General features: G+C 73.9%; 14 protein-coding genes and 1 pseudogene. 1 reads left to right on the forward strand and 14 read right to left on the reverse strand.

Annotated features, from left to right (window positions below; all coding sequences use genetic code 11):
- Positions 1–39 precede the first annotated feature (39 nt).
- The 6 genes from Q5530_RS24520 to Q5530_RS24545 all read right to left on the reverse strand — a co-directional run bounded on the left by Q5530_RS24520 (position 40) and on the right by Q5530_RS24545 (position 5,652).
- On the reverse strand, positions 40–1,194 hold the full coding sequence (locus Q5530_RS24520; RefSeq protein WP_415365097.1) for a C45 family autoproteolytic acyltransferase/hydolase: 1,155 nt from the start codon (positions 1,192–1,194) through the stop codon (positions 40–42).
- A gap of 126 nt (positions 1,195–1,320) precedes the next feature.
- Positions 1,321–2,160 carry a TauD/TfdA dioxygenase family protein gene (locus Q5530_RS24525; protein ID WP_415365098.1) on the reverse strand — a complete coding sequence of 280 codons (840 nt, stop codon included), beginning with the start codon at positions 2,158–2,160 and terminating at the stop codon, positions 1,321–1,323.
- 17 nt (positions 2,161–2,177) lie between these two features.
- Entirely contained in the window at positions 2,178–2,945 is a 768-nt protein-coding gene (locus tag Q5530_RS24530) for an ABC transporter ATP-binding protein (RefSeq protein ID WP_415365099.1), read from the reverse strand.
- A complete protein-coding gene (locus tag Q5530_RS24535) occupies positions 2,938–3,984 on the reverse strand; it encodes a glycine betaine ABC transporter substrate-binding protein (protein ID WP_415365100.1) in 1,047 nt (348 codons plus the stop codon). Before Q5530_RS24535 ends, Q5530_RS24530 begins: the two co-directional genes overlap by 8 nt.
- Entirely contained in the window at positions 3,981–4,796 is an 816-nt protein-coding gene (locus tag Q5530_RS24540) for an ABC transporter permease (protein WP_415365101.1), read from the reverse strand. The genes Q5530_RS24535 and Q5530_RS24540 overlap by 4 nt, the downstream gene beginning before the upstream one ends.
- A gap of 226 nt (positions 4,797–5,022) precedes the next feature.
- The gene (locus Q5530_RS24545; protein ID WP_415365102.1) at positions 5,023–5,652 is read right to left on the reverse strand and encodes a DUF899 domain-containing protein; all 630 of its coding nucleotides are present in this window, start codon (positions 5,650–5,652) and stop codon (positions 5,023–5,025) included.
- Between the two features lie 34 nt (positions 5,653–5,686).
- Here Q5530_RS24545 and Q5530_RS24550 point away from each other — a divergent pair, with 34 nt between their 5' ends.
- On the forward strand, positions 5,687–6,040 hold the full coding sequence (locus tag Q5530_RS24550; protein ID WP_415365103.1) for an HAD hydrolase-like protein: 354 nt from the start codon (positions 5,687–5,689) through the stop codon (positions 6,038–6,040).
- Between the two features lie 143 nt (positions 6,041–6,183).
- On the opposite strand, the gene Q5530_RS24555 is transcribed toward Q5530_RS24550, so the two are convergent.
- The 8 genes and pseudogenes from Q5530_RS24555 to Q5530_RS24590 all read right to left on the reverse strand — a co-directional run.
- Positions 6,184–6,933: a Clp protease N-terminal domain-containing protein gene (locus Q5530_RS24555; RefSeq protein WP_415365104.1), complete on the reverse strand. Its 750-nt coding sequence runs from the start codon at positions 6,931–6,933 to the stop codon at positions 6,184–6,186.
- A 124-nt stretch (positions 6,934–7,057) separates the two neighbouring features.
- Entirely contained in the window at positions 7,058–7,741 is a 684-nt protein-coding gene (locus Q5530_RS24560) for a 4'-phosphopantetheinyl transferase family protein (RefSeq protein ID WP_415365105.1), read from the reverse strand.
- 5 nt (positions 7,742–7,746) lie between these two features.
- On the reverse strand, positions 7,747–8,688 hold the full coding sequence (locus Q5530_RS24565) for a hypothetical protein (protein ID WP_415365106.1): 942 nt from the start codon (positions 8,686–8,688) through the stop codon (positions 7,747–7,749).
- 14 nt (positions 8,689–8,702) lie between these two features.
- Positions 8,703–9,209 (reverse strand): flavin reductase family protein, encoded by a 507-nt coding sequence (locus tag Q5530_RS24570; RefSeq protein ID WP_415365107.1) that lies wholly within the window; start codon positions 9,207–9,209, stop codon positions 8,703–8,705.
- Positions 9,206–10,261 (reverse strand): LLM class flavin-dependent oxidoreductase, encoded by a 1,056-nt coding sequence (locus Q5530_RS24575; RefSeq protein WP_415365108.1) that lies wholly within the window; start codon positions 10,259–10,261, stop codon positions 9,206–9,208. Before Q5530_RS24575 ends, Q5530_RS24570 begins: the two co-directional genes overlap by 4 nt.
- Before the next feature lie 21 nt (positions 10,262–10,282).
- Positions 10,283–11,536 carry an MFS transporter gene (locus tag Q5530_RS24580; protein WP_415365109.1) on the reverse strand — a complete coding sequence of 418 codons (1,254 nt, stop codon included), beginning with the start codon at positions 11,534–11,536 and terminating at the stop codon, positions 10,283–10,285.
- 29 nt (positions 11,537–11,565) lie between these two features.
- Positions 11,566–13,146 (reverse strand): amino acid adenylation domain-containing protein, encoded by a 1,581-nt coding sequence (locus tag Q5530_RS24585; RefSeq protein WP_415365138.1) that lies wholly within the window; start codon positions 13,144–13,146, stop codon positions 11,566–11,568.
- A pseudogene (locus Q5530_RS24590) lies at positions 13,123–14,184 on the reverse strand (HAD-IIIC family phosphatase); the annotation flags it as partial. The pseudogene Q5530_RS24590 and the gene Q5530_RS24585, both read right to left, overlap by 24 nt.

Below are 14,184 nucleotides of genomic sequence, written 5' to 3' on the forward strand. Positions count from 1 at the left end.
GCGCACGGCGGTCGACCCGCGCGCCCGGCACCGCCGGCCTCAGGTCAGGGCCGGGCGGAAGACGGTTTCCGGGCTGTACCGGGGCTCGCCGTCCACCGCATCCCCGAGGTAGAAGCGCGTCGCCATGGTGCGGTCGTCGAGGTCGAAGACCGTGCGCCACAGCGTGCGCAGCGGGGAGTCCCCGGACTTCCGACCGTCGAACCGCACCTCGTCGAGGGCCGCGCGCAGCCGCTCCGGCGACATCGGACCGGCCTTCACCCGCTCCCCCAGCTTCTCCAGCCGCTGGTGGGTCAGCATGGTGTCCTCGTTGTCCCGGGGCGGGTCCGCCGGGTCGGGACGCCGGTGGAGCAGGTGGTTGGTCACGCTCAGCGAGTCGCCGTCGGCCTCGACGATGTGCTCGACGCCGCCGTGGCCGTGCTCCCAGACGAAGGCCCGGCCGGACGGGTCCGCGACCAGGTAGTGCAGCGGCGTGCCCAGGTCGTACTGCTTGGCCGTCAGCAGCGCCTGCTTGGCCTCCTCGACGTCCCGGCAGGTGTCGAGCACGAACCGGGGCAGCTGGCCCGAGCTGATGCCGACCTGCGGCCCGGCCGGCACGGGCGCGTTCGTGCTCTCCGCGTCCGCGACCAGGAGCACGACCACGAGCCCGTGCTCGTTGATGCCCTCCATGCAGCCGTCCAGCTCGTTCATCGTCACCACCGTGGTGGCCGGCCCGTCGTCGGGGACGCTGGTGATCACGTAGGGGCGCGAGGACATCGGCGGCTCGTCCTCCGGTCCCTGCTCGCCGGTCATCATCGCGACCAACTGCTGCTGCCCGAGGGTGAAGAAGTCGTAGTTGCGGCCGACCAGGGTGTGCCTGTCGGCGGTCCGCGACGGCGCGCTCCAGGTGGCCGAGCAGCCGGAGCCGACCGGCAGGCTGGTGAGCCCGTCGAGGTGGACCGCGTCGTCGTCCGGCGCCACGCCCGCCACCTGCGCCGCGCCCGCCATGCGCGCGTGGTGCTGCGGCCAGTTGCGCTCGAACCAGGTGCGCCGCGCCCGGCCCACGGTCGGGTCGGCGGGCACCGGGCGCCAGCCCCGGCCCCTGGCCTCCTCGGCGAGCGCGCGGCCGACCTCGGACTGGCTGCCAGACACCACGAGGTGCCGCACGGTCATGAACTCACCGGTGCTGCCGGCGACGAGTTCGCGCGTCAAGTCCATCGGGGTACTCCGTTCCGGCGCGTGGGGTGCGTCCCTCCCGGGGTTCCCACCGCGGCCGGCCGGGATGCCGCCCCGGCGGAGAACGGGTCCAGGTACCACCGATCGGCCTACCCGGCGGTGCGCGGCTCACACCCCGACCGGCACGTCCCCGCGCAGCGTGATCCGGTGCATCACGCGCCGCAGGTCGCCGTAGTCGTCCACGGCGTAGTGGGCCGTGCTCCGGTTGTCCCACACCACCACGTCGCCCTCGGTCCACCGGTGGCGCACGGTGAACTCCGGCCGGCCCACCGCGGCGAAGAACACGTCCAGCAGGGCCCGGCTCTCCCCCTCGGTCAGGCCGAGCAGCCGCGTGGTGAAGCCGGGGTTCACGAACAGGCTCCGCCGCCCCGACTCCGGGTGCACCCGGACCACGGGGTGCTCGACCGGCTCCAGCGAGCGGATCCGCTCCCCCTCCCACGTGCCGCCCTCGCCGCCGAGGCGGTCGCGCAGGTACTCCTCGAAGTCCTTGCGCCCGTCGTGCAGCGCGGTGAGCCCGTCCGCCAGCGCGCGCAGCGGCCCGGACAGGAACAGGTAGGCCGCCTCCAGGTCGGTCCAGCACGTGTCGCCGCCGGTGGGCGGCAGCGTCACGGCCCGCAGGACCGACCCGAGCGGCGGCCGCGCCATGAACGTGACGTCGGTGTGCCACACGGGCGCCTTGCCGCCGTCGCCCGCGTCCAGCACGTAGATCTCGGGGTGGTCGGCGTCCAGGCCCGGCACCACCGGGTGGGCCGGCGTCGGCTCGCCCAGCGCGGCGGCGAACGCGCGGTGCGCGGTCGGGGTCAGCGACTGGCCGGGGAACACGAGCACCTTGTGCTCGACCAGGGCCGCGCGCAGCCGCGCGCCCTCCTCGGCGGAGGCGGCGTCGTTGAGGTCGACGCCGGTCACCCGGGCGCCGAGGGTCGGGGTGAGCGGTTCGAAGTGCGTCATGGTTCTCCCCACTGGGTTCAGGCCGCGACCGCGCGGACGGCTCCGGCGACCTCGCCGCGCAGCGCGGCGAACTCCGCCGACCCGCGCAGCTCGTCGGCCGGCACGCCGGAGCGCGGCAGCGGCACGGGCAGGTCCAGCACCACCCGACCGGGCCGGTCGGACAGCACGACGACGCGGTCGGCGAGGAACACGGCCTCGTCCACGCCGTGCGTCACGAACACCACGCCCCGCTCGCCGTCGGTCAGCGAGCGGACGTCCTCCTGGAGCCGTTCGCGGGTCAGCGCGTCCAGCGCGGCGAACGGCTCGTCCATCAGCAGCAGCCGGGGCCGGGCGGCCAGGGCGCGGGCGATCGCCACCCGCTGCTGCTGGCCGCCGGAGACCTCCCACGTGCGGCGCTGCGCGAGGTCGGCCAGGCCCACCTGGTCGAGCAGCTCGCGGGTCCGCCGCGGCCGGTCCGCGCGCGGCACGCCCGCCCAGCGCAGCGCGGTGCCGATGTTGCCGCCGACGGTCTGCCACGGGAACAGCCGGGGCTGCTGGAACACCGTGCCGACGTCGCGGCCGGGCACGGGCGGGCCGCCGAGCACCCGCACCTCGCCGGTGGTGGGCCGCTCGAAGCCGCCGACCAGCCGCAGCAGGGTGCTCTTGCCCGAGCCGGAGGGCCCGACGACCACCAGGAACTCCCCCGGGTCGACGCGCAGGTCCAGCGGCCCGAGGGCGGGCACCCCGGCGCGGCCGGCCCGGTACCGGTGCTCGACGCCGACCAGCTCCACCAGCGGCTCACCCACGGGGCGCCCGCAGGGCCGCGCGGAACGTCTCCAGGTCCGGCACCGAGTCGATCTTCTTCTGCCCGTGCAGGAACTCCGCGGTGGCCCGCAGCTGCTCGGCGAGCCGGCCGGGGGACCCGGGCGGGCCGAAGTACTCGGGCGCGAGCTGCTCGGCGTGGTCGAGGTAGATGTTCTGCTCCAGCTGGGACAGCGCGTCGTCCACGCCCGCGCCGAGCTGCCGCGCCACGGCCTCCGCCACCACCCGCGGCTCGGACTTGATCTTCTTGAGCGCGTCGTCCGTGGCGGCCAGCCACCGGTCGACCACGTCGCCGTTCCGCTCGATGAACTCCTTGCGCCCCACGGTGAACGTCAAGGTCGGCTTGCCCTCGGCGGCGAGCTCCGCGCTGTCGGTGAGCGTTACGCCGTCCTGCTGGAGCACGCCGAGCACCGGCGTCCACACGTACGCGCCGTCGATGTCGCCGCGCTGCCAGGCGGCCTGGATGTTCTGCGGCTCCAGGTCCACCAGGGTGACCGAGGCCGGGTCGACGCCCGCCCGCTCGAAGGCGGCCAGCAGGCTGTAGTGCGCGGTCGAGCTGAACGGCGCGGCGACCTTGCGGCCGGCCAGGCCCGCGATGTCGGTGACGCCGCTGTCCTCGCGCACCACCAGGGCCTCGCTGTCACCGATGACGTTCAGCAGCTCGATGACCTGGTAGGGGATGTTCAGCGGCGCGCTCAACCCGGCCGCGGCGGGGCTGCTGCCGATGACCGCCAGGTCGATCGCGCCGCCGAGGAAGGCGGTGTTGATGCTCGCGCCGGAGTCGAACGAGGTCCAGGTGACCTCGTGGTCGGGCAGCGCCGCCTCCAGCACGCCCCGGTCCTTGACCAGCAGGGTGCTGTCGGCGAAGTTCTGGTAGGCGATGCGGACCCGGGGGCGCTCGCCGGCACCCGAGGAGGACGAGCCGCCGACCCCGCACGCGGCCAGCACCGGCGCGGCGGCGAGCAGGGACAGGACGGACCTGCGGGTGACGGGCATGGTGGTGCTCCCGGTGTAGGCGCTCACGCCCGCCCGCGCCACGGCGAGACGGCGCGTTGCAGCGCGAGGAGGGCGGTGTCGATGAGCAACCCGGTCACGCCGATGACGACGAGACCGAGCAGGACCACCGCGGTCTGGTTGTAGCGCTGGGCGTTGAGGACCATGCCCCCGATGCCGTCCGCGCCGTTGACGGTCTCGGCGGCCACGACCGAGCTGTAGGCGATGCCCACCGCCAGCCGCACGCCGGTCAGGATCTCCGGCGCGGACGCGGGCAGGACCACCGCGGTGACGACGCCCAACCGGTTCGCGCCGAGCGCGTGGGCGGCCTCGACGTACTGCCGGTTGACCCCGGTGACGGCGGCCGCGGTCGCCACCGCGACGGGTGGGAACGCGGCCACCACCAGCAGGTAGACCTTGGGTTCCTCGTCGATGCCGAACCAGATGACCAGCAGGCTGAGGTAGGCCAGCGGCGGCAGCGCGCGCAGGAACGTCACGAACGGCTCGGCCACCGCGCGGACCAGCGGGACCAGGCCCATGACCAGCCCGAGCCCGATGCCGACCAGCACGCCGTAGAGGACGCCGTAGCCGACCCGGCGCAGGCTGACCCCCAGCCGCTCGACCACGGTGGACCCCGCGTACCCGCCCTGGCCGTTGCCCGCGTCGGAGGCGGAGAGCAACTGGTCCCACACCTGTCCGGGCCCGGGGAGGACGGCCGACGGCCAGAACTCCGCGAGCACGAGCAGCTGCCAGATCGCCAGCAGCACCGGTACCGCGGCCACGCGCACCAGCACCGAGTGCGGTGCCGACAGCGCGGCACCGCGTCGTTCCTCCTGCGCCATGGGGACTCCGTGCGGGGGGCGGGAAAAGCGGTCGGCGGCGAATGTACAGAAACGCACATCCCCCGAACGCCTTTCCCGCTCCGTGGACACGGCGGGGGAAAGTGGTTGTGCCGGTGGGGATTTCGTGGGATTCACCCGGAGGAATTACCTCGGACCACGATCGGATCGGCACAACGATCCTTTTGTTCTCCGACATCGCTGTTTCCGCGGCACCGGAGGGGGCCCCTCAGCCGTAGGTGGGGTGCTGGGGCCAGCCGGCGGGCGAGTCCTCCCAGTCCTCCTGGCGGCCGTAGGGGGCGAGGTCGGAGACGACGTTGTTGAAGACCAACCGGTCCACGCCCCGGGAGGTGGTGTTGTAGGTGCGGTACACCTCCTCGCCGTCGCGCAGGAACACGCTCAGCATGAAGCCGCCGCCCGCACCGCAGTCCTCGGCGAACGACGTGCCGTGCGAGGACACGAACGGCAGCGTCCAGCCCTTGCGCGCCCGGTACTCCTCGATCTGCGCCAACGGCATGTTCGACACCGTCGCCCAGCTGATGCCGCGCGCGGCCAGGCCGGGCAGCGCGGTCGGCGGGACGTTGTCGGTGAACCCGGTGCAGCCGGGGCAGTAGTGGTCCGGGCCGTTGTCCATGAACTGGTACACCACCAGCTGCGGGCGCCCCTCGAACAGGTCGAGCAGCGTCCTGGGCCCGTCCGGTGAGGCGAAGGTGTAGCCGTTGCCGAACCCGACCATCGGCAGGCGGCGGCGTCGGGCGGCCAGGGCGTCCTGGGCGCGCGTGAGTTCCTTCTCCGCCAACAACAACTCGTCGCGCGCCCGTTGCCACTCCCGCGCCGACACGATCTCCGGTTTTGCCATGGCGCGATCCTGCCGCAGACCACCGACAGGATCGGTGGGGCAGTCCAGGCGTCAGCACCCGGGCCGGGTCCCACCGGGTCACGGCGAGGCGCAACGGGTCATCGGCGGCTTCACCCGCTACGGCGACGACCACACCGTGCGGGCCGAGCTGGTGCGCATCGCCCGAGACCGGGCCGCCGAGCGGACCGGTGTCCTGTTCGACCGGACCGACACCGTGCTCATCGGCGACACGGCGCGCGACGTGGAGGCCGCGCACGCGGCCGGGGTGCACGTCATCGCGATGGCGAGCGGCCGCCCCGACGTCGCGGAGCTGCGCGCCGCCGGGGCGGTCGACGTGCTCGAGGACCTGACCGGGATCGACCGCGTGCGGCCCGCGCTCACCCGCTGACGCGGCAACGGGCGCCGCCGTCGTGCGCGGGCAGCAGGGGCATCGCGTCCGGCCACGGCGCGATCACGCCGCACACCACCGACGGGATCGTTGCGCGCGGGAGGGGTGTGCCGCGGTGCCCGCACCGCGTACCGAGTGGACGGTCAGCTCCCGGCGGCGAGGCCGGCCTGCCGCTCCAACCGTTCGACGCGGTCGAGGACGGGACGCAGTTCCCGGCGGACCGCGGTGGCGACCACGTCCGCGTCGGCCGCAGGCGTGGTGGTGCCCGCCTGGGCACGGAGGTGGGTGTAGCCGGTGAGGGCGGCCACGACCGTCCGCCGTGCGGTGCGGAGGTCGACGCCCAGTTCCCGCAGCGCGTGCCCGGCGGTTCCGTCGGGTTCGCCGACCAGGCCGAGCAGCAGGTGTTCGCAGCCGACGTAGTTGTGCCCCAGCGCGAGGGCCTCGGTCACGGTCAGCTCCACCGCGTTGGCCGCGGGGCCGCTGAACCGGGTCGCCGACGGGGTGTCGGAAGCCCCGGGTTCGGGCGAGGCGTCGGACAGCGCCCGTGCCACGTGGGCGGGGTCGACCTCCATCGCGCGCAGCACGTGCAGCGCGAGGTTGGTCCCCTCGGCGAGCAGCCCGTGCAGCAGGTGTTCCGTGTCGACGTCGGCGGCACGGGCCTCCCGCGCTCGCCGGACGGCGAGTGCGACCACCGCGCGCGTGCGTTCGGTGAACTGCGAGAGCCCGGCGGTCGGGTCGTCGGTCTCCAGGTCGCCCAGCACGGTCGCCCGGATCGCGGTCACGCGCCGCACCGACTGCTCCAGCGCCCGCTGGCAGATCGCCGAGACCGGCACCCCGGTCGTCCTGACCGCTTCGGCCAGGTCGTCGGGCAGGTACACGTTGATCTTCGGCATCGCGGACGCCCTTCGTTCCGCCGGACGAAATCTGACTAACCCCATGTATAACCCCTCATGGGGGTACAGTCAACGTGCCGGTGACCCGAGGGCCTGACCGGGATCGATCGCGTGCGATGCGCGCTCACCCGCTGACGTCGCAGCGGGTGCCGTCGTCGTGGGCCAGCAGCAGCGGCACCGCGTCGAGCGGTTCCGGGGTCCACGGCCGGTCGGTCAGCAGCGCCACCGACGAGGCGTAGCCGGGGCCCGCGTCGAGGTCGTGCAGCGTCACCGGTGTGCCCAGCGGCTCCGGGCCCGACCACCCGAGCAGGCGGGGCGGCTCGTCCGGCGCGCTGAGCCGCACCGAGCCCGGCGGCACCGACAGGCCGTGGCCGGTGGCCTTGAGCACCGCCTCCTTGCGCGCCCAGGCCAGGGTGAACCCCGGCCCGGCCGGGCAGCCGGCCAGCTCGGCCACGCGCGGGTCGACCGGACGGACCTCCTCGACGTCCACCCCGACCTCGGCGCCCCAGGCGAACGCGACCACGACCCGGTCCCCCGAGTGCGACACGGAGAAGTGCACCCCGTGCGGCTCGGCCAGGCGCGGTTTGCCGTTGGCGCACCCGCACCGCGAGCACGAGGTGGTGAGCCGGACCCCGGTCGGCGCGACCCCGAGCTCCCGCCCGAGCCGCAACCGGACCAGGGCCCGGCCGGTGACGTGGCGCAGCAGCGCGTCCCGGTCGCGGAAGCGGGCGCACCGGGCGCGCTCGTCGGGGTCGAGCAGCCCGGCCACCCCGTCGACCGGGCGCGCCCACCACACCTCGCACCGCACGGCGGTCAGCGCACCGCCTGCGGCGCGCGCAGCAACGCGCGCATCCCGTCGAAGCACTCGTCCAGGTCCTCCGACAGCGAGAACTCGTGCACCGGCAACCCGGCCAGCAAGCCGCGCAGGTCGGCCTCCACCGCGGCGAGCACCGCCGGGTCGGTCTTGCCGGTGGCGAAGTCGCCGCGGCACAGCTCGACGGCCTCGGTCACGCCCAGCGGCCGGGTCCCGGTGGAACCGTCGCGGACCAGGAACACCGCGGCCTCGGGGCGGGCGCGCGGGCGCAGCCGGTCGGACAGCGCGTCGGGCAGCCGGACGCGGCTCTTCCGGCCCTCGTCGATCTCGCTGATCAGCGCGCCGTCGAGCACGGTGGCGCGGTCGATCGTGGCGCGGTCGAGGTAGACGGCGCGCGGGTAGCCCCACACGACACCGGGTTCGTCGTCCAGGTGCCGCACCATGATGTCCTCGCCGGCCAGGTCGGCGCCGCGCTCCAGGCACCAGAAGCTGAACGTCGACTTGCCCGTGCCGGTCGGCGCGGACACCAGCGCCACCTGCCCGTCGACGCCGACGGCGCCGGCGTGCAGCGGGTAGTGGCGGGGCGAGCGGCACACCAGGTAGAGGAACAGCCGCTCCAGGATGAAGCGGCCCCACACGACCTGGTCGTCCAGGTCGCCGCGGGCCAGGGTGACGGTGGCCCGCCACCCGTCCGGCTCGACCACCGCGCGCGAGTTGCCGGTGTCGATGGTGATCGGGTCGGACGCGATCACCTCCAGCGTGTGCGGCGGGTCGACCGTGGGCACGCCCGCGCCGTCGGTCACCTCGAAGGTCAGGTGCACCTCCGGGGCCGACGCGGGCGGCTCGGCGACGCCGAAGAACAGGTCGACGGCCTCGCGCGCCTCGGGGTGCACCGAGCACACGACGCGGAAGCCGTAGCACTCGCGGACGATCTCCAGCATGGGTTGACCTGCTCTCACTCGGTTAGCCGGCCGAACCGGCTGCGCACGAACAGCAGCGGCGGCCGGTCGGACAGGACGTCGAACGCGCGGACCGCGCCGATCACCACCGTGTGGTCACCGGCGGCGTGGACCTGCTCCACCACGCAGTCGAAGAAGCTGACGCCGTCGGTGAGGATCGGCGCCGAGGAGTGCGGCGCGGGCCGCCAGGGGATGCCGTCGAACGCGCCCGCGCCGTCCGGCCGGACCCGACCGGCGAACCACCGCGCCACCTCCTGCTGCGCGTCGGCGAGCACGGTGACCGCGAAGACCCCGGACCGCCGGAGCCGCTCGCAGGTCCGGGAACCGTTGCCCAGCGACACCAGGACCAGCAGCGGGTCCAGCGAGATCGAGGTGAACGAGCTGACGGTCATGCCGCACGGCAGGCCGTCCTCGACCGTGCTCAGCACGGTCACCCCGGTCGGGAACCGGCCCGCGGCGTGGCGGAACCGCCTGCCCAGGTCCGGCTCCACCGCGGTGCTCACGTCGTGGCCGCGAGCGGCGCCGAGGTCAGCTCCCGCAGCCGGTTGAGCTGCTCCAGGCCGGCCAGGACGGTCCGCTGCGGCAGGCCGAAGTCGATCAGGCAGGCGATCTCGTCCACGTCGATGGCCCGCGCCCGCTCGACCACGCGCGCCGCCTTGTCGACCGTGCCCAGCAGCGCGCCGTCGTCGTAGTAGCGGTCGAACGCCCGCTCGACGAGGAAGTCCACGTCCTTGGCGCGCAGCTTGCTCGGGTCGACCTTGCGGGCGCTGCCCTGCTGCGAGCCCAGCAGCAGGCCGAGCGAGCTGCGCAGGTAGTCGCACATCGGGCCGCGCACCTGCTCGCGCACCACGTCCTCGTCCTCGCCCAGGAAGGTGTGCACCATGAGCGCGACGTGCCCCTCCGAGCCGTTCTCCCGGGAGGCGGCGCGGTACTCGGCGATCTTCCCGGCCAGCTCGTCGAGGTCCTGGCCCAGCAGGTGGGTCAGCAGCCCGGCCCCGGCGCGGCCGGCGTTGCGGAAGGTCTCCACGCCGCCCGCGCTGGTGATCCACACCGGCAGCTCCGGCTGCACCGGCGGCGGGAAGACCCCGACCCGCTGCGGCGCGCCGGTGCCGTCGACCACGTCGACCTGCTCGCCGCGCCACAGCCGGCGCACCTGGTCGGTGTAGTCGATGAGCACCTGCCGGCGGTCGGCGTAGTTCTCCGGCTTGAGCGCGAAGTCCACGGCGTGCCAGCCGGAGGCGAAGGACAGGCCGACGCGACCGCCCGAGAGGTTGTCCACGACGGACCACTCCTCGGCGATGCGCAGCGGGTTGTGCAGGGGCGCGACGACGCTGCCGGCCCGGATCTGGATCCGCTCGGTGATGGTGGCGACGGCGGCGCCGGTCACCGACGGGTTGGGGTAGAGCCCCCCGAACGAGTGAAAGTGGCGTTCGGGCGTCCACACGGCGGTGAAGCCGTTGCGGTCGGCGAACCGCGCGCCGTCCAGCAGGAGCCGGTAGCGGTCGGTGTCGAGTTCGCGGCTGTCGTTGGCGAAGTAGAAGAGGCTGAAGTCCATCGTGTCCCCCAAGGGTGTGGTTCAGGCCGGGAGGGCGCTCTCGGCGGGCTGCTGCGGCCTGGTGCTCTGGGCCCAGCGGGCGACGGCGGGCGCGGCCAGGCCGGCGGCGAGCAGGACGACGGCGAAGACGAGCCAGCCCGGCCAGCCGAACCCGATCACGAGCGTGGTGGCGGCGACCGGCGTGATCACCGAGCCGAGCTGGGTCGACATGCCGAACAGGCCCTGGTACTGGCCCTGCGCGTGCTCCGGGGCCAGCTCGTAGGCCAGCGCCCACGACCCCGCGCTGTAGAGCAGCTCGCCGAACACGTGCACCAGCGCGCCCAGGCCCAGGGCCACCACCGCCAGCCACGCCGGCTGATCCGCCGCCAGGGCGAACAGGCCGCAGCACACCGCGAGCAGGACGCCGCAGCGCCGCAGCGCCCGCGCCCCGCCCTCGACGTCCTCGCTGCCCTGGCTGGCGCGCACCTGGAACAGCACCACCATGATCGTGTTGAGCAGCAGGATGGCGGAGTACACCCAGGTCGGGGCCTCGGTGCGCTCGGCGATCCAGATGGGCAGGGCGACGGTGAGGATGCCGCCGTTCATCACCAGGACCGCGTTGAGCAGCGCGACGACCGCGAACGGCCGGTCGCGCAGCACCACCCAGGTGGGGCCGTCGCCCTCCGCCGACTTCGCCGCGGGCGGCACGTTCGGCGCCTTGAGGAACACCAGGCCCGCCACCACGTACAGCACGCCCGCGGCGAACAGCAGCGACACGTAGCCCGGCCGCGAGTCGAAGTGCAGGGCCACCCCGCCGGCGACCGCGCCGATCGACACACCGATGTTGGTGATCGACCGCAGGTACGCCCTGGCGCGCACCCGGTCCTTGCCCTTCGTCACGCCCGCGACCAGCGCGCCGCGGGCCGCGTCCGCCGCCGACTGCGCCGAGATCACCAGCGTGGAGGCGAGGACGAACCCGACGAAGCCGCCGACGAGGGCGTAGGTGCAGATCGTCAGCCCCTGGAGGGCCACGAACGCGATCGCCGCGGTGCGGGCGCCCAGCACGTCCGCCACGCGCCCCGCCGGGATGCTGACCAGCATCCCGAGCACGGCCGCGATCGTCATGCCCAGGCCCACCTGGGTGGCGGGGATGCCGACGGAGCGGGTGAAGAACAGCACGGTGACGGAGATGAGCACACCGTTGCCGACCGTCCGCGCCAGGTTGCTCGCGGCGAGGACCCGGATCGGCCCGCGGTCGGGGATGAGGTGCCGGACGAAGGACGGTACGGCCGCCATGGGGGTGTTCCTCTGCTTCCTGGTTCGGGTCAGACGAGGTCCGGCGCGGTGAGCAGCTCGCGGAGCCTGCCCCGGTCCGCCTTGCCGTTGGCGTTGAGCGGCAGCGCGTCCAGGTGGACGTAGCGCCGCGGCACCATGTGCACGGGGATCTTCTTGCGCAGCCACAGCAGGAACGCCGTCGACTCGACCGGGCTGCCGGTGTGGAAGCCGACCAGCTCGGTGTCGTCACCCCTGCGGTGCGCGATGACGACGGCCTGCGAGACGTCCGGGTGCTTGCGCATCGCGGCCTCGACCTCGCCCAGCTCGATGCGGTAGCCGCGGACCTTCACCTGGTTGTCGAGCCGGCCCAGGTGGACCCACTCCCCCCGCTCGACCCGCACGCGGTCGCCGGTGCGGTAGTAGTGCGCGGGGGTCAGCGGGCCGTCGCCGTCGTAGGGCTCGGCGCGCCCGCCGTCGAAGGCGAGGAACCGGCCGGCGTTGTCGCCCGGGTCGAGGTAGCCGTCGAAGCGCTGGGAGCCGCGCACGCACAGCTCGCCCTCCTGCGCCGGGCGGCCGTCCTCGTCGAGCACGACCCGGTCCAGGAAGTCGTACACCGGACCGATCGGCACGGTGTCGTTCGACGTCTCCGGCCAGTCGGCGGGGTCGTCGGGCAGCCGGTACTCGGTGCACGCCACGGTCAGCTCGGTGGGGCCGTAGACGTTCTCGACGACCGCGTCCGGGGCGACCGCGTGCCACGCGGCGGCCTGCCGCACGGTCAGCTGCTCGCCGATGAACACGCTGTAGCGCAGGGTGTTCACCAGGCCGGTGGGCAGGTTGCCCAGCTCGGCGCTGACCGAGACCACCGACGGCACCGAGAACCAGTGCGTGATGCCGTGGTTGACCAGGTAGTCCACCGGCGTGAGCAGCTCGTTGCGCTGCGGCGCGACCAGCGTCGCGCCCCCGCCCCAGGTGACGAACAGGTCGAACACCGACGGGTCGAAGGTCAGGTCGAACGTGTGCGACATCCGGCAGCCCGGCTCGACCCGGTAGCGCTCGATGTTGTGCGCGATGTAGGGCGAGAGGTTGCGGTGCCGGACGGGCACGCCCTTCGGCCGCCCGGTGGACCCGGAGGTGAACAGCACGTAGGCCACGTCGTCCGGGGACACCGCGTACGGCGGGAGTTCCGCCTCGTCCGCGCCGGTGTCGGTGATGTCGGCCTCGGTCAGCTGCACCACCGTCGGCACGAGCGCGTCCAGCTCGGCGTCGCGCTGGGCGGCGCCGGACTCGTCGACCACGACGAGGTCCACGCCCGCCAGCTCGCACACCATCCGGTTGCGGTCGGCCGGGTAGGCCGGGTTGAGCGGGGTCACGGTGGCCCCGAGCCGCAGCGCGGCCAGGTAGCCGGTGAACGCGACCCGGCTGCGGGCCGCCAGCAGCGCCAGCCGCCGCGGCGGCGCGCCGTGCTCCCGCAGCAGCCGGTCGGCCAGCGACACGACCTCGCGGTGCAGCCGCGCGTAGGTCACGGCCTCGCCGCGGACCTCCAGCGCGGGCCGGTCCGGGTGGCGGCGCACCGAGCCCTCGAACCACTCGTAGAGGGTGCGACCGCCCAGCTCGGGCGCGTGCACGGACATGGTGGTCGTCTCCGGCTGCCGCGTGGGCACCAGGTGCAGCCGCTCCACGCCCTCCGGCCCCACCGGGGGCGCCAGCTCGGCCGCGCAGCGGCAGGCGGTGTCGGTGAACCCGGCGAAGCGGTAGGCCACCTCCATCATCCGGTTGCGGTCGGTGCGCCGGAAGTCCGCCACCAGGTGGGCGCCCGCGCGGGCGGCCTGGTCGGTCAGCCAGCGCAGGATCACCGCGCCGGTGCCGAACGCGACCACGCGGCACGAGGTCGCGAGCAGCTTGAGGTTCCACACCCCCGCGTGCTTCTCGATGAGCATCACGCCGATGGCGCCGTGCGGGCCGAAGCGGTCCTTCAGCGTCGCCACCAGCACCTCGTGCCGCGGGTCGGCGATCAGCGCGCGCAGGTCGGCGTCGGAGTAGTGCACGCCGGTGGCGTTCATCTGGCTGGTGCGCAGGGTCAGCTCCTCGACCCGCGCCAGCGCCTCCTCACCGGCCCGCTCGATGCGCAGCTCCAGCTCCAGCGACCGGAGGAACTCCTCGTCCGCGCCGCTGAACTCGGCCCGCGCGGCGTCGCGCTGGAACCCGGCCTGGTACATCCGGCGCCGCTGCCGGGAGTCCTCGGTGACCACCGGGGTGAACTCCGGCAGGTCGAGCAGGGTCAGCGCCCGCTCGGCCTCGTAGCAGCGCACCTCGGGCAGGTGGTAGGCCACCTCGGCGCGCTCGGTCGGCTGGTCGTCGATGAACGCGATGGTGCGCGGCGCGAAGTTGAGCGCGTCCGCGATCGCCCGCACCGAGCCCGACTTGGGGCTCCAGCCGATCTGCGGCAGCACGAAGTACTCCGCGAGGCCCAGCTCCTCCAGCTTGGCCCACGCCTGGTCGTGGTCGTTGCGGCTGGCGACGGACTGGAGGATGCCGCGCGAGTCCAGCTCGACGACGACGCGGCGCAGCTCGTCGACCAGCTCGACCTCGCCGTCCTCCAGCAGGGTCCCCCGCCACAGCGTGTTGTCCAGGTCCCAGACCAGGCACTTGACCGCCGGCTGCTCGCTCAC

Source organism: Saccharothrix sp. BKS2, from assembly GCF_047689505.1.
Lineage (GTDB): Bacteria > Actinomycetota > Actinomycetes > Mycobacteriales > Pseudonocardiaceae > Actinosynnema > Actinosynnema lopnurensis.